Origin of the sequence: Pannonibacter sp. XCT-53 (assembly GCF_009915765.1) — a bacterium.
Classification (GTDB): domain Bacteria; phylum Pseudomonadota; class Alphaproteobacteria; order Rhizobiales; family Stappiaceae; genus Pannonibacter; species Pannonibacter tanglangensis.
Map to the genome: position 1 here is coordinate 323,085 of NZ_JAABLQ010000002.1, position 20,920 is coordinate 344,004.

General features: G+C 67.6%; 18 protein-coding genes. 3 read left to right on the forward strand and 15 right to left on the reverse strand.

Annotation, left to right across the window (positions count from 1 at the left end):
* Positions 1–56: 56 nt before the first annotated feature.
* Complete coding sequence (locus GWI72_RS16210) at positions 57–1,106, forward strand: ABC transporter ATP-binding protein (protein WP_161709345.1); 1,050 nt, start codon at positions 57–59, stop codon at positions 1,104–1,106.
* 35 nt (positions 1,107–1,141) lie between these two features.
* On the opposite strand, the gene GWI72_RS16215 is transcribed toward GWI72_RS16210, so the two are convergent.
* The 12 genes from GWI72_RS16215 to GWI72_RS16270 form a co-directional block, all read right to left on the reverse strand.
* Positions 1,142–2,899, reverse strand: a complete 1,758-nt coding sequence (locus GWI72_RS16215) for an ABC transporter permease (RefSeq protein ID WP_161709346.1) — start codon at positions 2,897–2,899, stop codon at positions 1,142–1,144.
* 6 nt (positions 2,900–2,905) lie between these two features.
* Entirely contained in the window at positions 2,906–3,883 is a 978-nt protein-coding gene (locus tag GWI72_RS16220; protein ID WP_161677188.1) for an ABC transporter substrate-binding protein, read from the reverse strand.
* Positions 3,884–4,191: 308 nt separating this feature from the next.
* Positions 4,192–5,373 carry an alpha-D-ribose 1-methylphosphonate 5-triphosphate diphosphatase gene (locus GWI72_RS16225; RefSeq protein ID WP_161677187.1) on the reverse strand — a complete coding sequence of 394 codons (1,182 nt, stop codon included), beginning with the start codon at positions 5,371–5,373 and terminating at the stop codon, positions 4,192–4,194.
* 36 nt (positions 5,374–5,409) lie between these two features.
* The gene (locus GWI72_RS16230; RefSeq protein WP_161677186.1) at positions 5,410–6,228 is read right to left on the reverse strand and encodes a sugar phosphate isomerase/epimerase family protein; all 819 of its coding nucleotides are present in this window, start codon (positions 6,226–6,228) and stop codon (positions 5,410–5,412) included.
* A gap of 211 nt (positions 6,229–6,439) precedes the next feature.
* Positions 6,440–7,243: a 2-hydroxyacid dehydrogenase gene (locus GWI72_RS16235; protein WP_348272704.1), complete on the reverse strand. Its 804-nt coding sequence runs from the start codon at positions 7,241–7,243 to the stop codon at positions 6,440–6,442.
* A gap of 223 nt (positions 7,244–7,466) precedes the next feature.
* A complete protein-coding gene (locus GWI72_RS16240; RefSeq protein WP_161677184.1) occupies positions 7,467–9,575 on the reverse strand; it encodes a putative bifunctional diguanylate cyclase/phosphodiesterase in 2,109 nt (702 codons plus the stop codon).
* Between the two features lie 109 nt (positions 9,576–9,684).
* Positions 9,685–10,617, reverse strand: coding sequence for a metal ABC transporter permease (locus tag GWI72_RS16245; RefSeq protein WP_244314370.1), 933 nt, complete (start codon positions 10,615–10,617; stop codon positions 9,685–9,687).
* A complete protein-coding gene (locus tag GWI72_RS16250) occupies positions 10,614–11,858 on the reverse strand; it encodes a metal ABC transporter permease (protein WP_161709348.1) in 1,245 nt (414 codons plus the stop codon). Before GWI72_RS16250 ends, GWI72_RS16245 begins: the two co-directional genes overlap by 4 nt.
* 5 nt (positions 11,859–11,863) lie before the next feature.
* On the reverse strand, positions 11,864–12,697 hold the full coding sequence (locus GWI72_RS16255; protein ID WP_161709349.1) for a metal ABC transporter ATP-binding protein: 834 nt from the start codon (positions 12,695–12,697) through the stop codon (positions 11,864–11,866).
* Between the two features lie 70 nt (positions 12,698–12,767).
* Positions 12,768–13,781 carry a metal ABC transporter solute-binding protein, Zn/Mn family gene (locus GWI72_RS16260; RefSeq protein ID WP_161677181.1) on the reverse strand — a complete coding sequence of 338 codons (1,014 nt, stop codon included), beginning with the start codon at positions 13,779–13,781 and terminating at the stop codon, positions 12,768–12,770.
* Between the two features lie 138 nt (positions 13,782–13,919).
* The gene (locus GWI72_RS16265) at positions 13,920–14,381 is read right to left on the reverse strand and encodes a hypothetical protein (RefSeq protein ID WP_161709350.1); all 462 of its coding nucleotides are present in this window, start codon (positions 14,379–14,381) and stop codon (positions 13,920–13,922) included.
* Positions 14,378–15,400, reverse strand: coding sequence for an agmatine deiminase family protein (locus GWI72_RS16270; protein WP_209000159.1), 1,023 nt, complete (start codon positions 15,398–15,400; stop codon positions 14,378–14,380). Before GWI72_RS16270 ends, GWI72_RS16265 begins: the two co-directional genes overlap by 4 nt.
* 228 nt (positions 15,401–15,628) lie before the next feature.
* Between GWI72_RS16270 and fumC the strand changes: the two genes are divergently transcribed.
* Positions 15,629–17,014 carry a class II fumarate hydratase gene (fumC, locus tag GWI72_RS16275; protein WP_179956199.1) on the forward strand — a complete coding sequence of 462 codons (1,386 nt, stop codon included), beginning with the start codon at positions 15,629–15,631 and terminating at the stop codon, positions 17,012–17,014.
* Between the two features lie 170 nt (positions 17,015–17,184).
* The gene (locus GWI72_RS16280) at positions 17,185–18,396 is read left to right on the forward strand and encodes a metallochaperone AztD (protein ID WP_161677178.1); all 1,212 of its coding nucleotides are present in this window, start codon (positions 17,185–17,187) and stop codon (positions 18,394–18,396) included.
* 30 nt (positions 18,397–18,426) lie between these two features.
* On the opposite strand, the gene gph is transcribed toward GWI72_RS16280, so the two are convergent.
* The 3 genes from gph to GWI72_RS16295 all read right to left on the reverse strand — a co-directional run bounded on the left by gph (position 18,427) and on the right by GWI72_RS16295 (position 20,680).
* Complete coding sequence (gene gph, locus GWI72_RS16285; protein WP_161709352.1) at positions 18,427–19,098, reverse strand: phosphoglycolate phosphatase; 672 nt, start codon at positions 19,096–19,098, stop codon at positions 18,427–18,429.
* An 8-nt stretch (positions 19,099–19,106) separates the two neighbouring features.
* Positions 19,107–19,802 carry a ribulose-phosphate 3-epimerase gene (gene rpe / locus GWI72_RS16290; RefSeq protein ID WP_161709353.1) on the reverse strand — a complete coding sequence of 232 codons (696 nt, stop codon included), beginning with the start codon at positions 19,800–19,802 and terminating at the stop codon, positions 19,107–19,109.
* A 104-nt stretch (positions 19,803–19,906) separates the two neighbouring features.
* Positions 19,907–20,680 (reverse strand): DeoR/GlpR family DNA-binding transcription regulator, encoded by a 774-nt coding sequence (locus GWI72_RS16295; RefSeq protein ID WP_179956219.1) that lies wholly within the window; start codon positions 20,678–20,680, stop codon positions 19,907–19,909.
* Between the last annotated feature and the right edge of the window lie 240 nt (positions 20,681–20,920).

Genomic DNA, 20,920 nt, shown 5'->3' on the forward strand with positions numbered 1-20,920 from the left:
GTTCGACGGAAGCCGGCTTCAACAACGTGTCATGAAGCTGGCTTATGTCGCAGCGCATGTCGATCAAACTTGACCAGGTTGTGAAGGTTTTCGGCACGCAGCGCGTGCTCGATGACGTTTCTCTCACCATTGCCGAGGGCGAGTTCTTCGTCGTCCTCGGTCCGTCGGGGTGCGGCAAGTCCACCTTGCTGCGCCTCATTTCCGGGCTCGAGCCGCTCGATGGCGGACGCATCCTGATCAACGGCCGCGAGGTGGCCGCGTCCGGCCTGCATCTTGCCCCCGAGCAGCGGGGCGTCGGGGTGGTGTTCCAGTCCTATGCGCTGTGGCCGCACATGACGGTCGCCGGCAACGTGGCGTTTCCGCTCGAAACCGCCGGCCGCAGCCGGTCGGAGGTGACCCGGCGCACCGAGGAGTGCCTTGCCACCGTCGAGCTGACCCGCTTCGCCGACCGCAAGCCGGCCGATCTCTCCGGCGGGCAGCGCCAGCGCGTGGCCCTTGCCCGTTGCCTCGCGCAAGGGGCCTCGACCATCCTCATGGACGAACCGCTTGCAAACCTCGATCCGCATCTGCGCGGGGCGATGGAGGAAGAGCTGTCCGCCTTCCACAAGGCATCGGCCGCCACAACGCTGTTCATCACCCATGACCAGCGCGAGGCCATGGCTCTCGCCGACCGGATCGCCATCCTCTGGGACGGTCGCCTGCTGCAGGCCGATGCGCCGGAGGTGATCTACCGTCGGCCGCGCAACCGCCATGTGGCGGGTTTCATCGGCCAGGGCTCCATCGTCACCGTGCGGGTGACGGCCGCCGAGGCGGGAACCGCGCATGTCCGGCTCGGGAAGGCCGGGCAGGACGTGGCCTGCGTGGCGGACACGCAGCCGGGCACGGCGGCCCTGCTGCTCCGCCCCGAAGACATCGAGGCATGCGGGGACGAGGGGGCGCAGCTCTGCGGCCGCGTCGAGCGCTCCGTCTATCGCGGCGGGTTTCACGAGGCCGATGTTGCGGTCGAGGGGCTCGACGCGCCGCTGATGGTCCGCCTCGCCGGTCGTCCGGCGGCGGGAGAGCGCATTGGCCTGAGGCTCCGTTCAGGCTGGCTGCTGCCAGCCTGAACGCGTCCGGCTGTCTCTGTCCTGTCCCTGGCGCGTCAGTCGCGCCAGGGGATGCTGCCGGCCGGCACATGGCGGGCCAGCCCGTTCATCGCCACCATGACCGCGACCGTTGCCAGCACCACCACCGTCGACATGGCGGCGGCGAGCGTGGTCGCGCCGCTGTCCTCGTAGTTGAAGATCGTGGTGCCGATGGTCTCCGTCCCCGATGACCACAGCAGCGCCGAGACGGTGACCTCGTTGTAGGCCGTCAGGAAGACGAGGATCGCGCCGGAGGCCGCTGCCGGGGCGACCAGCGGGGCGAAGATCCGCCGCACCCGCTTCAGATAGCCCGCCCCCGCCACCCGCGCCGCGTCCTCCAGACTGCGGTCCATCTGCAGGTAGGCCGCCGTCACCGGCTTCAGCCCGACCGACAGGAACACGGCCACATAGGCGAGCAGGATGATCCACAGCGTGCCGTAAAGCGACAGGCCAAGGCCCGGCAGGGGCTTCAGGAAGGCCAGGATGAAGGCGATGGACACGACGAGCCCGGGGACGGCGAAGGCGATGTCGGCCTGGGCGGAGGCAAGCCCTGCCAGCTGCCGCGTGCGTCCGGTCCGGTGAACCATCAGATGCCCCAGTCCGATCGCCACGGCGGCGATCAGCGCGGCGGCAGCCGCTGCCGTCAGGGTCGAATTGGCGAAGGCGCGCAGCGTCACGCCCTGTCGCCACAGCACCTCGGCGAAATTGTCGAGGGTGAGCGTGGCCGGCGTCAGTGCCAGTCCGTAGGTCGGCACCAGCGCGGTTGCGACCAGCGCCGCGAAGGGCAGGGCAAGCGTCACGGCAATGAAGCCCCAGAGCGCCATTTCCAGCGGCAGCCGGGCGCGTCCAAGCGCATAGGCCAGCGGTGCCTGCGGCAGACCGATGAGGCTTGCCCGCAACCGTCTCTGCAGCAGCGACTGCAGCCCGACTGCCAGCAGGGTCACCACCGCCAGCACCACCGAGATCACGGCCACATTCGGCAGGACGTCGGGACCAAAGCTGGCCAGCCGCCGCCACATCAGTACGGGCAGCGTCGTGTAGCGGGCCGGGATGCCCAGGAGGGCATTGATGCCGAAGTTGCCGAGGGCTGCCACGAAGGCCAGCATGAAACTCGCCAGCAGCGAGGGGGCAATCAGCGGCAGCGTGATCCGCAGAAGCACCCGGGGGCCGCCCGCGCCGCAGACCCGGGCCGCGTCGGCGAGTTCGCGCGGCAAGGCCCGAAGCGCGGCGCGCAGGATCAGGAACACCAGCGGCGCGTGCTGCAGCGCCAGCAGGCTGACCAGGCCGGTCACCGAATAGATGCCGGGCGTCTCGCCCATCTCGGGCGCCAGCCCCAGCGGCTTCAGCAGCGGGCTGCCCGGACCCATGGCCTGGATCCAGGCGATGGCGATCACATGCGGCGGGATCATCATCGGCAGCAGCAGGCAGAACACGAGCGGTCCCTTTGCCCGCACGTCGGTCAGTCCGACCGCCAGCGCCAGGAGCGCGCCGAGGATTACGGCCAGCAGGGCCGACAGGACGCTGCTCTCGAGCGAATTCCAGAGGGCTGTCTGCACCGACCGGTTGGCCATGGCCTCGGCCAGCGGCGCCAGGTCGATCCCGGCAGGGCCGGTCAGGCCGACCTTGAACAGCAGGGCCATCGGCAGGCCGCAGATCAGCGTCACAAACAGAACCAGAACGGCGAGGGTGATCCCCTCGCCGAACTCTGCCGGCTTCCCGGGGGCAAGGCGCCTGGCCCCGCCCACGGATGCCGTGTCATCCAGTGCTGTGGTCATGAACCGTCAGCCGCCGAAGATCTCGGTGAACTTCGCCTTGTTGGCCGCATCGCCTTCCAGCGCCTTGGCCGGGTCGAACGGGAGCAGCTTGATGGTTTCGCGGGCGGGGAAACCGGCCGGCGGCGTCACGGCCGGATGGGCCGGCAGATAGCCCTGCTTGGCGGCCAGCTCCTGGCCTTCCCGCGAGATCAGGAAGTCCACGAAGGCCTTGGCGGCGGTCGGGTTCTGGGCGGTCGACAGGATCGCCACCGGTTCGGTCACGGCCGAAACGCCTTCCTCGGGGAACACGAACTCGACCGGCGCACCCTGTGCCTTGCCGCGGATCGGCATGTAGTCGACCATGAAGCCGTAGAGCTTCTCGCCGCCGGCAATGGCCTTGTAGACGGCGCCGTTGCCGCCCTGCGGGTTGGCGCCCTGCTCGGCGAGCTTCTCGTAGTAGGCCCAGCCGAGATCCGGGTTGCCGGTCAGCGCGACCATGTGGATCGTGGCGGCGCCCGAGGTCAGCGGCGACGGCATGGCCAGCTTGTCCTTCACCTCCGGCTTCAGCAGGTCCTTGTAGGACGTCGGCTTCACCGGGGCGGCGGTGTTGTACATGATGCCGGTGGTGATCAGCTTGGTGGAGAAGTAGGTCTTGTCCTTGTCCATGATCGCCGGATCATAGCCGGCGATGTCGGCCGCCGGATGGGCGAGCAGACGGCCTTCCTTCTTCAGGCTTTCCATGGTCACCGTGTCGGCGATCAGCAGCACGTCGGCCTTCGGCGCACCGGCCTCGATCTCGGCGCGCAGCTTCGCCATCACCTGCGGGGTGCCGTCACGGACCCATTCGACCTCGACGCCCGGGTGCTTGGCCTTGAAGGCATCCACGGTCTGCTGGGCGTCCTCGTTCGGCTGCGAGGTGTAGAGCACCAGCTTGCCGGTGACATCGGCGGCCTGCACCTGGCCGGCGAAGAGAAGGGCAGTCGCAGCGATAAGCAGCTTCTTCATGATCGATCCCTGTCAGTGGCGCGCCGCCCCTGCGGCGCTGCTCGAGGGCGGCTCTAACAGCGTTTCATGACAGTTTTGTTGAGCGATTATTGCAGGTTTTTGATGGGATTTAGCCGGCTAATTATCTTGATGCCGTCGCGTCTGCAGGCAGTTGAGGTCTCGGGAAGCCGGTTTCGGGAGGCCGTGGCACCAGGTCTGTGACAGGCCCGGATGCTGCCTGTCACAGGACCGAAATGCAAAAAGGGGCCGGCGTTGCGTCCGTCCCCTTGCAGGTCTTTCTGGCTGTCATGTCGGCTGTTGGGCCGGCCTCAGTGAACGATGCTGCCCTCGCGCCACACACGCCGCAGCACCGGGTGACCGGCGAGCGCGCGGACCTGCAGCAGGTCGCCCCGCAATCCCGCCGCGATCTCGCCCCGATCGGCCAGACCTGCGGCCGCGGCCGGCGCCTTGCTGACGAGCCGGATGGCCTCGGCGAGCCGGGCGTCGTTGCCCGTGTCCAGGCCGATCAGGAAGGCGGCATCGAGCATCGACCGGGGCACATAGTCGGAGGCAAGCAGGTCAAGGATCCCCTCGGCCAGCAGGTCGCCCATGGCCACGTTGCCGGACTGCGATCCGCCGCGCAGGATGTTCGGCGCGCCGCCGACGTTCAGCATGCCCTTGTCGCGGGCGTAGCGGGCAGCCTCGATGGTGCAGGGGAATTCGGAAATGAGGATGCCATCCGCGACGGCCTCGTCGATATGGGCAAGCTCGGTGTCGTCATGCGACAGCAGCGGCTTGCCATGCGCTTTTGCCAGCGCGATCACGGCCGGGCGCACGCTGGCGCTGATACCGTCGGCGACGGCCAGCATGTCGGCCATTTCCTGCTCGACCACGCGGCGGGCGTGTCCGGTCTCGGCCATGCGGCGGTTGATGTAGGCCTCGACATCGCGGCTCTGCCGCCGTCCGGGCAGATGCTCCATGACCGAGACGATCCGGACAATGTCGCGGGAAATGTTGGCTTCGGTCAGGGCAGGCGTATGCGTGTCGACGATCTCGCAGCGCAGGTGCACCAGATGCTCGGCACGCATCATCCCCGCGGCCTGGGCCTGCTCGAGCGCGTCGATCATCGGAGCCAGGATTTCCAGGCGTTCCGGGTTCTTCACGGTCGCACCGACGCAGAGGCTGTCGAACACGGTGGTGATGCCGGCGCCGATGATCTGGCTGTCATGGGCGAGGGCCGCCCGCAACGGGTTCCATTTCACGTGCGCGCGCGGGAACACGTGTTTCTCGAGATGGTCGGTGTGGATGTCGACAAGGCCTGGCAGCAGGTAGTCGCCCTCCAGATCGACGGACGCAAGACCGGCGGGGGCGCGCCCCTCGCCGATCTCCGCGATCTGCCCGTCGCGCAGGACCAGATGGCCGTCGACGACCCGGTCGGCCAGCACCAGTCTGGCGTTGTCAAACACCGTTTCCAGCGGGCGCAGGGCAACGGGGTGTTCCAGGCGTGTCATCATGGGGGTCCTGTCCGGTCGCTGTGGGTTTGCAGGTTACTGCGCCAGACCCTGGGCCTGAAGCCAGGCAATCGAGGCCGGGACCTCGTCCAGGTTGCGCAGTTCGATGATCAGGCGCGGTTCGCTGGTCAGCTCGGCCAGTGCGGCGAAGACCGCGTGCCAGCGGATCGTCCCCTGGCCGAGGCTCCAGTGACGGTCGGCATAGCCGTCGGCGTCCTGCAGGTGGATGTGGCGCAGACGGTTGCCGGCAGCCCGGACGTAGTAGTCCACCGGGGGCGCGCCGGTCGAGCCGTGGGCGTAATGGGCGTGGCCGGTGTCGATCGAGACCGCCACGGCGCTGGAGTTGAAGCTGTCGGCGAGGATCACGCGGTCACGCGGGTTCTTGTCCTCGATGTTCTCGATCACCAGCTCGCAGCCGATCGCCTCGGCCCGCTTCACCGGCTCCGCCATGATCGCATGGCAGCGCTCGATCAGGCGCTCGCGCGCCCGGGGATAGTTGTCGAGGTTGTTGTCGTCCCAGGTCGAGTAGGGGCTGTGCACCACCATGTGGGTCGCCCCCAACGCCTCGCAGACCTCGAGGCCCTGCAGCAGGCGGCGGGTCACGACGGCGGCAATGTCCGGATCCGGGTTGGCGATGTTCATGCCCCAGAACGGTCCGTGGATGCCGATGCGACCGGTGTGGCCATCCAGCACCTTGCGGGCCCGGGCGACGAGTGGTGACCAGTCGCCGTTGAGGACCTCGGCGTTGACGAAATCCTGCAGCTCGAGGTCGCGCGGCTTTTCGGTCATCAGCGTGCGGTGGCGCTCATAGGCGTCGAGCGTCAGGGCTGCACCGGCAATCGGGAGAGAGCTCATGAAAATGTCCTTCGCGGCGGGTGATCGGCCAGCAGGCGGATCCGGGACAGGCGGGAGGGCGTCAAGTCATGCGGATGACTCGCGAGCCCTCTCATAATGCCGATATTTGACAGGAAGGCGACATGCGCGCGCATTTCCCGGCCAGGGACGGGGCCTGCGGATGGCAGGGCGCGCCGCGTGGCTTCGCCTGCGCTGCGGCAGGCCTTCGGCGTCAGTAGCCCCGGTCGCGGTCCACGGCCTCCGGGATCATGCCGGTGGCGAAGAAGCGGTGCAGGTTTTCCGCCACCAGCCGGGTTGCGGTTTCCGGTGTGGTGGGTGCGCTGACATGCGGCAGGATCGTCACGCCCGGATGGTCCCAGAGCGGGTCGTCCGCCGGAAGCGGCTCGCGCGCAAAGACGTCCAGCACCGCATGACCGAGGTGGCCGTCGTCAAGGGCTGCAACCAGCGCCTCGGTGTCGACAATCGGCCCGCGGGCGAAATTGATGAGGGCTGCCCCGCTGGGCAGCCGTGCCAGACGGCGTGCGTCGAGGAGCGCGCGTGTCCCGCTTGTGAGCGGGAGCAGCACCACGACAATGTCCGACCGGGACAAGACCCGGTCGAGCCCGTCCTCGCCGCTGTGGCAGGAAACACCCGCAACAGCCTTCGGTGTCCGGCTCCAGCCCTCGACGGGAAACCCGTTGGCGACAAGGCGCGTGGCTGCGAGGGCGCCGAGGTTCCCGAGCCCGAGCACGCCGATCCGCCGTTCGCGCGCAGGGCGATAGGGGCGCTCCGACCAGACGTGCCGGATCTGCTGTGCGCGATAGGCCGGCCCGTCCCGGTGCAGGTACAGCACGAAAGTCAGGACCGCTTCGGCCATCGTCTCGGCCAGCTGCGGATCGGTCATGCGCACGATGGCAAAGGGCTGGTCCTCCAGCTCGCTCACCAGGCGTTCGACGCCCGCCCACAGGCTCTGCACGAACACGAGCGAGGGCAGCCGGCGCAGCTCCGCAGGTTCCGGATTGGCTACGATTGCCACTTTCGCGTCCCGGCAGTCCGCGTCGCTCAGGTCGGCGAGCGGCCTGACGTCGAAGTCGGGCATCCGGGCGCGAAACGTCGCGTGCCAGGTTGCCTGTTCTTCGGCTGAGATCCGGGTGACGAAGGGGATGATCGGGCGCATGGCTCGCAGGGCAGGGGAGGGCGCGGAAGGGCTTCAGAGAGACCGTGTTCCGTACCTGTCTAGCATGGCCCTGCGGGCCGCGTCAGGCCCCGGCTGCCCGGGGCACCGACTTTTCCGCCGCATCGCGGTCGCCCTGCAGCCGGTCGGCGAGACTGGCCAGATGCAGCCCGTCGCGCAGCATCAGCACCTGGGCGGAGGCCAGCGGCATTGGCCGGCCGAACAGGAAGCCCTGCACCGTGGGGCAGCCCTGTTCGCGCAGGAAGCTCAGTTCCTCTTCCGTCTCCACGCCCTCGGCCAGGACGGGAATGCCGAGGCTTTCGGCGATGAGCAGCGTGGCGCGCACGATCGCTGCCGACTGTGGCTTCTCACCGACGCTCTGCACGAAGCTGCGATCGATCTTGATCTTGTCGAAGGGGAAATTCTGCAGCAGCGCCAGAGACGAGTAGCCGGTGCCGAAGTCGTCCATCGCAACCGTCACGCCCAGCTCGCGCAGGCGCGTGATGGTGGACAGGGCCCGGTTCCGGTCCTCGATCAGACCGCTTTCCGTCAGTTCGATTTCCAGCCGCCTCGGATCGAGCCCCGTTTCGCCAAGGACCTCGGACACGCGCGCCGGAAGGTCTGCCTGCGTCAGCTGATAGGGCGCGACGTTGACGGCGACCGTGTAGCGCTCGGGCCAGGAGGCCGCGTCGCGGCAGGCCTGGCGCAGGACATAGTCGCCGATGTCAAGGATCAGGCCGTTGCGCTCGGCGATCGGGATGAACAGGCCCGGCGAAATCGTCCCAAGGCTCGGATGGTTCCAGCGCACCAGAGCCTCGAAGCCGACGATCTCGCGGGTGCGGGTGTCGTTCTGTGGCTGGTAGTAGATCTCGAGCTGGTTGCCGGCGATGGCCGCGCGCAGGTCGATGGCGAGTACCGCGCGGTTGCGATTGTCCTCGTCCATGCCTTCGGTGTAGCGGCAGATCTGGTTGCTGCCGAGCGTCTTGGCCTGTGCGGCCGCGAGTTCGGCGCGGGTGATGAGCTGCCTGGGCTCCATGCCATGGTCCGGCGACAAGGCGATGCCGATCCCGCTGCCGAGCGAGATCCGGGTGTCGTCGATCAGATGCGGACCGACGATGGCCAGATGCAGGCGCTTGGCGAACCGCATGGCGTCGCCCCGCCCGAAGACATTGCGCTTGAGGGCGATGAACTCGTCTCCGCCGATGCGCGCCACGAATTCGTCCGGCTGCAGGGCGTCATGCAGCCGTGCGCTGAGCTGGCGCAGCACCGCGTCCCCGGTCTGCTGGCCGTGGGCGCCGTTGATGTTGCGGAACTGCTCGAGATCGATTGCGACCACCACCACCCTGGCCGTCGTCTGGGTGTTGGCCTGGATCATGCCGGCGAGGGTGCGCTCGGCATTGGTCCGGTTCGGAAGGCCGGTCAGGGCATCGAACAGCGCGAGCCGCTCGTAGTTGGCGTCCGCCTCCTTGGAGGAATGGACATCGATGGCATAGGCCGAGCCCACGGTCGCCAGGATCAGCAGGTTGATGCTGATGACGGCCGCCAGCATGTAGCCATCCGGCATCGCCTGCGGCGGGATCTCGGTGCCGCCGAGCGGGACGATGGTGATCGCGCTCATGCCGGTGAAGTGCATCGTGACGATGGCGATGATCATCGCCACCGACGCGCCATAGCGGCAGAACCGCGTGACCGGGCGCGAGATGCGGTTCATCGCCACGGCGCCGAACAGTCCGCCCAGCAGGATCGAGGCGACAACGAAATTCCAGTTCCACTCGATGTAGCCGGGGACGAGGAAGGCGCTCATGCCGGTGTAGTGCATCGCGGCAATGCCGAGGCCGAAGATCAGGCCGCCGATCTCGATGAAGGCGCTGGAGGATGTGCGGGCAGCGAGCATGAAGCCGGCAGCGCTCGACGCGATCACCATCAGCAGGCTGACCAGCGTGATCACCGGCTCGAAGGAGCGCTCGAAGGGCACCACATAGCCCAGCATCGAGGCAAAATGAGTTGTCCAGATGGTGCTGCCGGCCACGAGAGAGGCGAGGAAAAGCCAGAGCCAGCGGCGGGAATCGCGGCTGCGGCGGACACGCGCGATCAGCCGCATCGAGAGGACTGACCCCATGACGCAGATGAGCGCGGCGAGCGCCACGTAGCGCAGGTCATGCGCAACAGCAATGCAGGACAGAACTGTCAGCATTCACCTCTCCAATCCTTGCACCTTGTACAGGATCGAGGGGTAAAGCTTCCCTAACAGCGCGCGCGAGTTGCAATCGGGGTAAACGACGTCTTAGGAAATACGGTCGAATTCAACCTTCCCGGGCGGCTCCGATCCGGCGCCGGCGTGGCGCGAGGCAGCAGGCGGCGGCCAGCTGAAGGCCGGCTACCGTCGCGATCATGCCGGCCGCGCTGACGGCGTGGTCGGAGCCGAGCAGCCCGGGCCCGTAGCCTGCGAGAAGATAGCCGATGGTGGCCGCGGAGGTCGCGAAGACGACACTCCAGCCGACCTGACGCGCCAGACTGTCGGTCATCAGCCGGGCAGTCGCAGGCGGACAGATGAACATGGCGATGACAATGATCGACCCGACCGCGTCGAAGGCCGCGACGGCGGCAAGGGCAGCCGTCATCACGAGGCCGAGGCTGATGGCCGTGACCGGCAGGCCGATGGCGGCGGCGTAGCCCTCGTCGAAGGTGGACAGCTTCAGCGGCCGCCAGAAAAGGATGGTCAGAAGCACGATGACGGCGGCGGTTGCCGCCATGCGCAGGAGCTCCGGCGGCAGGTCCGCGAGGGCAGCCGGATCGAGCAGCGACGACCAGTCCTCCGCTGACAGCCAGATCAGGCTTTCCAGATTGCCATAAAGCGCATGTTCCACGTCGAGGTGGACGCCGGCGGTGTTGCTCTGCTCGAGCAGAAGGACGCCGGCGGCAAAAAGGCCGGTGAAGACGACGCCCATGGCGGCGCCCGGCTCGATCCGGCCGATCCGCCGGATCAGCTCGATGAGGACGACGGCCACGAGCGCGGCGGCCGCGGCACCGGCCAGCATCGGTCCCGTCTCGAGCGAGCCCGTGACCAGGAAGGCGAGGATGATGCCGGGCAGCACGACATGCGAGATGGCGTCACCAGCCAGCGCCTGCCGGCGCAGGATCAGGAAGTTGCCGGGCAGGGCGCAGGCGATGGCCGCAAGGCAGCCGGTGAGCAGCGGCGTCAGGCTGAGCTGGACGAAGTCGGATCCCATGGTCATGCCTCCACCGGACGCGGCCCGAGATGGGTGTCGAGAACCGCGATCTCGTCCGGGGTGAGCACATCGGCAATCGCCGTCAGCCCGTCATAGCGGCCGCCGACTGCTTCCTCGGGGTGCAGCTGCCGGGCAATGCGCCAGCGGTTCTCGTCCAGAAGCGCGCGGGCCGCCTCTGCCCGGCCGGCTTCGGTCGGTTGCCGGTCGCGGCGCAGGTAGCCGGCGGACGTCAGGACCTTCAGGGTCAGCCGGTCATGGATCGGTTCGCCATGGGCCAGGGACAGGAGCCCCTGGCGCAGGTGAACCCGATGCTGGAAGCGGCGGTGGGCGAGGGCGCTGGCCAGCACGCCGCGCTGCGGTGCGACCAGCAGGGAGACGACGAAGAGCGCGACCCCGACCAGGACGATGATCGGACCGGTTGGCAGGTTGGGCGCCGACGCGGAGAGGGCCGCGCCGAGATATCCCGCGAGCGCGCCGAACAGCGCCGCGAGGCCTGTGACGGTGCCGGTGCGCTCGCTCCAGAAGCGGGCGGTCACCGGCGGGATGACCAGCAGCGCGACAATCAGGATGAGGCCGACCAGTTTCAGGCCGATCACGGTGATGGCCAGCACAAGCCCGAGCATCAGCGCATCCATCCGGCTGGTGGATACCCCCGAGGCCTCGGCATAGCCCGGATCGAAGCAGACCAGCGTGAGCGGACGACGGAACAGGAGCAGCAGCAAGGCGCAGACCGCACTGCCGGCCGCGATCAGCACCGCGTCCTGGAACAGCATGCCGGCGGTCGAGCCGAGCAGGAACCCCTCGAGCCCCGCCTGGCGACCGCTTTCCATCACCTGGATGACGGTCAGGAGGACGATGCCGAAGCCGAAGAAGACAGAAAGGACGGCGCCGATGGCCGTGTCCTCGGCGAGGCGCGTGTGGCGGGTGATTGCCGTGACGGCGAGCAGGCCGAGCCCGGCGGAGAGGGCGGATCCGATGAGCAGGCCGGGCAAGGCGCGTCCGGAGCCGCCCAGGGCCACCATGAGGATGAACGCCAGTCCGACGCCGGGCAGGGTGGCGTGGGCGATGGCGTCGCTGACCAGCGTGCGCTTGCGCAGGAACAGGAAGGTGCCGGCGGCCCCGGCTGCCGCCCCGAGCAGCGCGGCGCCCAGGGCGACAAGGGCCGCATTGTAGCCGGCCCGGAAGGTCAGGGCCTCGATGAAGGCGAGGACAATGGGGGGCAGAAGGGCTGGGGCTGCGGTGTCCATGAGGGTCAGGCCGGCAGGCGGAGCTGGTCGAGATGCGACCCGGCGAGGCGGCCGCCGTAGGTGGCCTGCAGGTTGGCCTGGGTGAAGGTCGCGGCGACCGGTCCCTCCGCGATCTTGCGCAGGTTGATCATCAGGCAGTGGTCGAAGTAGGCGGCGACGGTGGCAAGGTCGTGGTGCACGCAGACGACCGTGCGCCCTTCCGCCTTCAGCGTCTTCAGCACATCGACGATCGCCCGTTCGGTGGCGGCGTCGACCCCGGCAAAAGGCTCGTCCAGCAGGTAGAGATCCGCCTTCTGGGCCAGGGCGCGGGCCAGGAACACGCGCTGCTGCTGTCCGCCCGACAGTTGCCCGATCTGGCGACCGGCGAAGTCTGCCATGCCGACCCGGTCGAGACAGGCCCGGGCAAAGGCGCGGTGCGACCGGCGCACGAGCCCGAGGAGGCCCAGTTCCCGGTTGAGGCCCATCAGCACCACATCGGCCACGGTGGTCGGAAAATCCCAGTCCACCGAGGCGCGCTGCGGCACGTAGGCGATGCGGTGCCGGGACTGTTCGAGCGGCTTGCCGAAGACGGCGACGCGCCCGGACAGGCGGGAGACAATGCCGAGCGTCGCCTTGAGCAATGTCGACTTGCCGGCCCCGTTCGGTCCGATGATCGCAGCCATCGCGCCTTCCGGGATGGTGGCATCGACGGAGAACACCGCCGGCTTGCCGCCATAGGACACGGTGAGGCCGGAAATGGACAGGGCTGGGGACTGGGTTGCGGACTGGGCTGCTGATTGGGCAAGCGGTGCCCCGGCGCCGGCCGGTGCTGGGGTGACAAGTTCAAGGGGAGGGGTCATGATCTTGTCCTTCAGTCTCGCGTCGCCTGCCCCTGCCGGGCAGCGTCTGCCTGGGTCGGAGGGGCGGGGCTCAGAGGCCGGCCGACAGGGTCCCGTTCATGCCGCGCGCCGGAGCGGTGCCCCCGAGCGCGCGCGCCACAAGGGTGACGTTGTGGTCGATCATCCCGAGATACGTGCCCTCGTAGGTTCCGGATTGTCCCATGGCGTCGGAGAACAGCTCGCCGCCGATGGTGACGGCATGTCCGCGCGATGCAGCGCCTTCGATCAGGGCACGGATGTTGCGGTCCGAGACGGAGCTCTCGACGAAGACGGCCCCGATCTTGCGGCTCACCAGCAGATCGACCAGTTCGGCGACACGGTTCAGTCCGGCCTCGCTCTGGGTCGAGATGCCCTGGATCCCGATCACCTCGTAGCCGTAGGCGCGACCGAAATAGCCGAAGGCGTCATGGGCGGTGAGCAGCACGCGGGACGCTTCGGGAACCGTCCCGAGCACCTGGCGGGAATAGGCGTCAAGGCCGGCCAGCTCCGCCAGATGGGCCTCGGCATTGGCGGCAAAGAGCGGGGCCTGCCCGGGGCGGGCCGCGGTCAGCGCGTCACGCACGGCGATCACGACGCCCGACCACAGCATCGGGTCCATCCAGACATGCGGATCGAAACGGCCGGCATAGTCGGCGTGGGAGAGCAGGCGGGCGCGGTCAAGACCGTCGGCCACCGCCACCACCTGCCGCTTGCGGCCAAGGTCGGCGAAGAAGTCTTCCATCTGGGCTTCGAGATAGAGCCCGTGCCAGAGCACGAGATCGGCCCGCGTCATGGCAACGATGTCCGTGCGGGTCTGGCGATAGGCATGCGGATCGACGCCGGGACCCATGAGGGAGGTGACAGACACCGCCTCGCCACCGACCCGGCGGGCGGCATCGGCAATCATCCCGGTCGTGGTGACGACCGTGAGCGCGCCGGCGGCAGGCGCTGCGGCCGGGGCGGCTGCAAGCGCCGGCCCGGATGACACAAGGGAGACCGCCGGCACCGTGGCCAGGGCCGTAGCTGCAACTGTAGCCTTGAGGAAGTTACGCCGGTCGAGCGCCATTCTGTCCATCCTTTCCGATCACTGTCGCGCGGATGCGGGCCAAACGCAAACGCTTTTAAGAACGACTTGCAAGAAAGATGGTGCAATTGCGAATGAGTTGCAAGAGGGGGTGTGCAGATGATGTCCGCACCGGGATCGTCAGTCGACCGGCGACCGGCAGGCGACGACCGCGCTGCACTGGGACTGACGGAAGCGGGTGATCAGCTGCTGCATCGCGCTGCCATCGTCGCCGGCCTCCTGCATCGTGCAAACGAGTTCCGGGTGCTCGGACAGCAACCCGTTGAAGGTTGCCTCCCAGTGCGGCTCGCTCTCGAGCATCTGTTCGGCGGAGTAGAGCAAGTGGTCGACGAAGGCCTCGTAGGCGGCCGCCTTTGGTCCGCTCAGCAAGGCGCAGGCGTCATCCGGACGGGCGTACTCGGGGCTGCTGATCGCCAGTGTCAGGTGGGCCCGATAGGCGTCACGGGCAGACTGGAGCCGCTGCAGCCGGTCGGCCTCGTCCAGCTGGACCTTCACCGCCAGCAGGGCACCAAGCGCCGTGACCGCCGTGACAAGGGCAGCCGCAGCGTTGATTGCTGCGGCGTGTCGGGTCAACCACCTCATGCTGCCGGTACCTGTTGCGTTGCGCAGTGAATGCCGCCGCCGATCTCGCCAAGGGGGTCGGTGTCGAGCATGACGATCTCGCGGCCGGGATAATGCCGTGAGAGTGCCTCCCGGGCGATGGCGTCCGTGTCGGTGTCACCGAACTGCGGCGCGATCACCGCACCGTTGCAGACCAGGAAGTTGACATAGGAGGCAACGAAGTCATCGCGCCTGACGCGGCGCCGCACCGGTTCCGGAATCACATCGACCTCCAGCCCTGCCGCTTCGAGCTGCTGCCGGGTCACAAGTGCGGCGGCATGGAACGGATCGCGCCGGTCCGGTCGATCCGGCAGGGTCATGAGGACGCGCCCAGGGGCGGTGAGGCGGGCGAGGCTGTCGATGTGATAGTCGGTGATGTCGTGGTCCCGGAGGCCCGAAGACCAGATCATGCGCTCTGCGCCATAGGCCACAAGCAGGCGCCTTTCGATCTCGTCGCGTGACAGTCCGGGGTTGCGGTTGTCATGGACCCAGGAGCTTTCATGGGCAATCAGCAGCCCATGCCCGTCGTGCTCGACGCCACCCGCTTCGCCGACGAGCCCGCTGTCGATCAGCGGGACGCCCAGCCGCTCGCCGACGCGCCGGGCGATCCGGCCGTCGTGCTCATGACGTTGGCGGTTGCCCCAGCCATTGAACGCGATGTGGCTGATGACGCGCTGGCCCGTGTCGGTACGGGCAAAGAGAGGACCTGAATCGCGGCACCACAGGTCCTCGGTCGGAATGTCCCAGAGCGTCACACGGGCGGACAGCAGCTTTCGCGCCGAGCCATGCAGGCTGGCATCGGCGAGCATCCACACAGGTTCGTGGGCCGAGATGGCATTGGCGATGTCGGCAATCGTCTGTTGCAGCATCTGCAGGAAGGCCGGATCATCGTGCACCAGGCGACTCGCCGGCCATTGCATCAGGGTGGCCTCGTGCGGGGCCTCTTCAGCAGGGACATGAAGCCGCCGGCTTGCGCCGGACCAGCCGGTGCCGGACGTCATCAGGGAGGCTCCGAGCGCCAGGGCTGACTGATTGAAACGACGTCGGGTCATCAAGGCTCTGGGTCCCTTCCTGTTGTCTCCCCGTTATCGGGCAAATTGCCGGGCGCGTGAAGGGCGCATGCGCGGTCACCGGTCGGGCGGCTTGCCAGCCCCCATCCGCCCGTGCAGGACTGACGCTGGACGCGAGCATCCCGCGGGCCATGGCCCGCCATTGCGCAAGGAGCCGACATGCGCCGTGAAACCGACAGCATGGGCGAGATCGAAGTTCCCGCAGACCGCTACTGGGGCGCCCAGACCCAGCGGTCCCTGACCTATTTCGACATCGGCATCGAAAGGATGCCGCTGGAGCTGATCCATGCCTATGGCGTGCTGAAGGAGGCCTGCGCCGAGGTGAACCGGGATCTCGGTCTGCTCGACCCGGCGCTGGCCGCGCTGGTGATCGCCGCCGCGCGGGAGGTCAAGACCGGCCGTCTGGACGACCATTTCCCGCTGCATGTGTGGATGACCGGCAGCGGGACGCAGACCAACATGAATGTCAACGAGGTCATCTCGAACCGTGCCATCGAGATGGCCGGCGGGGTTCTGGGCTCGAAGACGCCGGTTCATCCCAACGACCATGTGAACATGTCGCAGTCGTCGAACGACAGCTTTCCGGCCGCCATGCACATGGCGGCAGCGCTGGTCGTAACCGGACGGCTGCTGCCCGCCGTGCGGCGCCTGCGCGACGGGCTCGACGCCAAGGCCGCAGCCTGGGCGGGGATCATCAAGATCGGGCGGACGCATCTCCAGGATGCCGTGCCGCTGACCCTCGGGCAGGAGGTCTCCGGCTATGTCACGATGCTGGACGAGAACATCGCCCGGATCGAGGCGGCGTTGCCGGATGTCCTCAAGCTGGCGCTCGGCGGGACAGCCGTCGGCACCGGTCTCAATGCGCCGAAGGGCTTTGCCGAGCTGGCAGCCGCGCGCATCGCGGCGCTCACCGGTCTGCCTTTCGTCAGCCACCCCAACAAGTTCGCGGCGCAGGGGGCGCATGACGGGCTGGTGATGCTGCACGGAGCGCTGAAAACGCTCGCCGGTTCGCTGTTCAAGATTGCCAACGACATCCGGCTGCTGGCCTGCGGGCCCCGCTGCGGCCTGTTCGAGCTGATCCTGCCGGCGAACGAGCCGGGGTCATCGATCATGCCAGGCAAGGTCAATCCGACCCAGTGCGAGGCTCTGGCCATGCTGGCGGCGCAGGTGATGGCCAATGATGTGGCCGTCGGCATCGGCGGGGCGGGCGGCCAGCTGGAGATGAATGTCTACAAGCCCCTGATGATCAACGCGGTGCTGCAGTCCGTGCGGCTGCTCGCGGACGGGTCACGCAACTTCCAGACGCACCTTGTCGAGGGACTGGTCGCCAACGAGCCCCGCATCGCGGCCTATGTGGAACGGTCGCTGATGCTGGTGACGGCCCTGTCGCCGGTGATCGGCTACGACCGCGCAAGCCATGCGGCGCATCACGCCTTCGAGCACGACCTGTCGCTGCGCGAGGCCTGCCTGGCGCTGGGCTATGTCGCGGCCGAGGACTTTGACCGCCTTGTCGATCCACGCCGGATGCTGGGCCCGGCCGACTGAGAGCGGGCGCCGGTGCAGCGGACAAGGCCCGTCCCGTCGATCCGGGGCGGGCCTTTTGCTTTGGCCTGCGGCATCCACAGGCCCCGGAGGGATCCCGGAGAACGCTTGCAGCGCCGGAAGGAGTGCGTTACGGCTATAAATGTAATGTAATAACATTTATAGGAGTTCCCATGTTCCTGCGATCGACAGCCCTCGCGCTGGTTTTCGCGGCCGGCTACACGCTGTCCGCTTCGGCCGGCGAGACGAGCAAGACCCACTGGCGCGTGTTCATCGGCGACCATGCGAGCGGCAAGATCACCGCGCTGGACCTGGACCAGCCCGACACGCGCTGGAGCTTCGACGTGGAAGGTCCGGCCCGCATCTATGCGTTCGGCGAGGGCCAGGGCATCGCCGCCGTGCAGGGCGACAAGAACCGGGTCGATTTCCTCAAGACTGGTGTCGTCATCGAGAGCCATGGCGATCATTCCGACATCGAGGTCAGTGATCCGGCCAAGCTGCCGACCACGCTGACCGGCGGCTATCCGGTCCATGTGGTGGAACATTCCGGCCTGCTGGCCGTGAACTTCGACAAGGACGGTCGTGCGGCCCTTGCGGATGTGAAGGGACTGCTCGCCGGTGATCCGGTGCTGAAGGACTTTCCCCAGTCGGTGCCGCACCATGGCTTCGTCGCGGTGATGGGGGACTACGTGCTCTCGACCGTGTCGGCCCTGGAAAAGCCGCTCGGCTCGGAGAGCCTGCCGCGGCTCGGACTGCAGGCTTTCGATCCGGCCGGACAACCGGTATCGGATCTCGCCGCCTGCCCGGGCATCCACGGGGAGGCCTTCTCGGGTGCCTATCTGGCGGCAGGCTGCAGCGACGGCGTGCTGGCGGTGAAGGCCGATGGGGCCAGGCCCGAGTTCAAGCTGCTGCCCTACGGTCCGGACCTGCCGCAGGGCAAGACCGGAACGCTGCTCGGTGTGAAGGGAATGCAGGCCTTCCTCGGCAATTACGGCGCCGATGGCGTTGTCGTGGTCGATCCGGCGGATGCGCCGCATTTCACCTACGCCAGGCTGCCGGCCCGGCGCGTCGACTTCATCCTCGATCCGGCCCACGCGGAGCATGCCTTCATCCTGACGGAAGACGGCAGCCTGCACCGCTTCAACATGCTGGAGGCGAAGATCGAGGCGAGTGCAGCCGTGACGCAGGCCTATTCGATGGACGGTCACTGGTCTGACCCGCGGCCGCGTCTGGCGATGGCGGGCGAGACGGTGCTGCTCACCGACCCGCGCGCGGGCGTCATCCGCAAGATCGACGCCGACACGCTGAAGGAAGCCGGCACGATCAAGGTGGAGGGCATGCCCTACACCATCGTCAGCGTCGGCGGCTCGGGCGTCGCCCACTGACGGCAGGGCACGGAGGATCTCGCCGCGCGATCAGCGGGCGGCGAGATCGGCCAGAAGGGCAGGCAGGGCCGACAGATCGTCGAAGGCGATCGTGTGCGGCAGGGCGGCAACCGGCTGCTTGCGGTAGCCGCGGGTGAAGAGCGCAAAGCGGCTGCCGGCGCGCTCGGCCGTCTCCGCATCCACTTCGCTGTCGCCGACATAGGCAAAGCCGGGCGCGCTGACCTCGATGCCGAGACGGCGGGCGGCCTCGACCAGCGGCGCCGGATCCGGCTTGCGGGTGGCCAGACTGTCACCGGCGATGACGACCTCGAACAGCTCGCTCCAGCCAAGTGCTGCCAGGAGGTTGGCGGTCGGGATGCCGGGCTTGTTGGTGCACAGCCCGATGCGGACACCTTCGGCCTTCAAGGTCGTGAGCGCCAGCTCGGCACCGGCAAACGGCGGGTTGGCCGAGCCGGGCGCTGCACCGTAAATTTCCTCGAAGCGCTCGACGTGATGGGCAAGCGTGGCTGCATCGGCGTCGACGGCGCGCGCGGCAAGCGCCCGCTCCACGAACTTCGCCGCGCCGTTGCCGATATAGCCGCGCGCTTCGTCGACGCTGAGGGCCGCAAGGCCCAGCTCCAGCATCAGGCTGTTGCCGACATCGGCGATGGCGGCGACGCTGTCCACCAGCGTCCCGTCCAGATCAAAGACAACCGCCCGCATTGCGCCGCTCACGACCGCGTTGCGGCATCGGCCGCCTGACGGATCGCGGCAATCTGTGCGGCATAGACGTGCGCTGTTTCCGGCGTGCCGCCCTTGAACACGGCGGACCCGGCGACCAGCACATTGGCGCCGGCAGCAGCGACGAGCGGGGCTGTCTCCGGGGTGACGCCGCCGTCAATCTCGATGTCGATCGGGCGCTCGCCGACCATCTTCCGCAGACGCGCGACCTTTTCCACCATCGCCGGGATGAACTTCTGGCCCCCGAAGCCCGGGTTGACCGTCATCACGAGGATCAGGTCGAGCCGGTCCAGCACATACTCGATGACACTTTCCGGGGTGCTCGGGTTGAGCGAGACGCCGGCCTTCTTGCCAAGCGCCCGGATTGCCTGCAGCGAGCGGTCGAGATGCGGGCCTGCCTCGGCGTGGACCGTGATGATGTCGGACCCGGCCTTGGCGAAGGCCTCGAGATAGGCGTCGCAGGGGGCGATCATCAGGTGGGTGTCGAACACCTTGGTGGTGTGCGGCCGCATGGCGGCGATCACATCGGGCCCAAAGGTGATGTTCGGCACGAAATGGCCATCCATCACGTCAAGATGGATCCAGTCGGCCCCGGCGGCGTCGATTGCCCGGATCTCGTCGCGGAGACGCGAGAAGTCGCTGGCAAGCATGGAGGGAGCGATCAGGGTGTGCGGCTTCGCGGACATCGGGGCCTCCGGCACGGGAATGACTGCGGCAGGCTCTAGTCCCCCGGACGCCGCTTGTCAGCCGTTTTTTTGGCGGAGGGGCGGTGTGCCACAGGCCCGTTGCCTCAGCCCTCGCCGCAGACGACGACCTTGGTGCCCCAGCCCTCGCAGCGGATCGCGAGGGGGCTGGGCAGCGGATGGTCGGTGAAGAAGGTGTCGATGCGGGCCAGCGAGGTGATGCGGGCCGGGGCGGTGCGCTGGAACTTGGAGTGATCCGAGACGAGGAAGGTCTTGCGCGCCTGGCGGATGATGGTCTGGCTGACGCCCACCTCCTGGATGTCGAAGTCGAGCAGGTCGCCATCCTCGTCCAGCGCCGAGCATCCGATCACGGCAAAGTCGAACTTGAACTGTTCGATGGTCCGTGTCGTCAGGTTGCCGACGAGACCTCCGTCGGTGCGCCGCAGCGCGCCGCCGGCGACAATCACCTGGCATTCCGGATTGGCAACCAGGATGTTGGCCACGTTCATGTTGTTGGTCACCACCATCAGGTTGCGATGGTGCAGCAGCTCGCGGGCGACCGCTTCGGTGCTGGTGCCGATGTTGAGGAACACCGACACGTCGCTCGGAATAGCCCGCGCGCATTGCACCGCAATGGCTGTCTTGGCCTCGCGGTTCAGGTTGCGGCGGTCCTCGTAGCCGATGTTGGTCACGCCGGAGGGCAGGATCGCCCCTCCGTGCACCCGTTCCAGCCGCCCGCTGTCGGCGAGTTCGGCGAGGTCACGGCGGATGGTCTGGACGGTGACACCGAAGTGTTCGGCCAGACCCTCGACGGTGACCTTTCCCTGCTGGCGGGCAAGCTCGAGGATCTCTGGCTGGCGGAAGGTCTGCGACACGATCATGTTCCCTTGGGTCACGGGCAATATGTTCGCTTTGGCTCTCTTTTTCAAGTTTTTGCCGTGCCTGCGAACATCGGTCGCGCTGCCGGCCCGGGTTTTTTGCGGTGCCGCACGTTGTGTGCGATGCACAAAAAACGCTGAAATCTCCGCAGCATGGGCGCGAACCCAATGTTTGCAACGGCTTGGCGAAGCTAAGTGCTTGGTCGGACGCGAAGAATCAAAAACGAACAGAAACGAAAATCG

What these genes read in the sequence shown, in the direction of transcription:
- GWI72_RS16255 (WP_161709349.1), bottom strand. Translation starts at nt 12,697, where the DNA reads ATGACCCCTCCCCTTGAACTTGTCACCCCAGCACCGGCCGGCGCCGGG.
- GWI72_RS16260 (WP_161677181.1), bottom strand. Translation starts at nt 13,781, where the DNA reads ATGGCGCTCGACCGGCGTAACTTCCTCAAGGCTACAGTTGCAGCTACG.
- gph (WP_161709352.1), bottom strand. Translation starts at nt 19,098, where the DNA reads ATGCGGGCGGTTGTCTTTGATCTGGACGGGACGCTGGTGGACAGCGTC.
- GWI72_RS16220 (WP_161677188.1), bottom strand. Translation starts at nt 3,883, where the DNA reads ATGAAGAAGCTGCTTATCGCTGCGACTGCCCTTCTCTTCGCCGGCCAG.
- GWI72_RS16210 (WP_161709345.1), top strand. Translation starts at nt 57, where the DNA reads ATGTCGATCAAACTTGACCAGGTTGTGAAGGTTTTCGGCACGCAGCGC.
- GWI72_RS16265 (WP_161709350.1), bottom strand. Translation starts at nt 14,381, where the DNA reads ATGAGGTGGTTGACCCGACACGCCGCAGCAATCAACGCTGCGGCTGCC.
- GWI72_RS16215 (WP_161709346.1), bottom strand. Translation starts at nt 2,899, where the DNA reads ATGACCACAGCACTGGATGACACGGCATCCGTGGGCGGGGCCAGGCGC.
- GWI72_RS16245 (WP_244314370.1), bottom strand. Translation starts at nt 10,617, where the DNA reads ATGACCATGGGATCCGACTTCGTCCAGCTCAGCCTGACGCCGCTGCTC.
- GWI72_RS16270 (WP_209000159.1), bottom strand. Translation starts at nt 15,400, where the DNA reads ATGACGTCCGGCACCGGCTGGTCCGGCGCAAGCCGGCGGCTTCATGTC.
- GWI72_RS16295 (WP_179956219.1), bottom strand. Translation starts at nt 20,680, where the DNA reads ATGATCGTGTCGCAGACCTTCCGCCAGCCAGAGATCCTCGAGCTTGCC.
- GWI72_RS16280 (WP_161677178.1), top strand. Translation starts at nt 17,185, where the DNA reads ATGTTCCTGCGATCGACAGCCCTCGCGCTGGTTTTCGCGGCCGGCTAC.
- fumC (WP_179956199.1), top strand. Translation starts at nt 15,629, where the DNA reads ATGCGCCGTGAAACCGACAGCATGGGCGAGATCGAAGTTCCCGCAGAC.
- rpe (WP_161709353.1), bottom strand. Translation starts at nt 19,802, where the DNA reads ATGTCCGCGAAGCCGCACACCCTGATCGCTCCCTCCATGCTTGCCAGC.
- GWI72_RS16230 (WP_161677186.1), bottom strand. Translation starts at nt 6,228, where the DNA reads ATGAGCTCTCTCCCGATTGCCGGTGCAGCCCTGACGCTCGACGCCTAT.
- GWI72_RS16250 (WP_161709348.1), bottom strand. Translation starts at nt 11,858, where the DNA reads ATGGACACCGCAGCCCCAGCCCTTCTGCCCCCCATTGTCCTCGCCTTC.
- GWI72_RS16240 (WP_161677184.1), bottom strand. Translation starts at nt 9,575, where the DNA reads ATGCTGACAGTTCTGTCCTGCATTGCTGTTGCGCATGACCTGCGCTAC.
- GWI72_RS16225 (WP_161677187.1), bottom strand. Translation starts at nt 5,373, where the DNA reads ATGACACGCCTGGAACACCCCGTTGCCCTGCGCCCGCTGGAAACGGTG.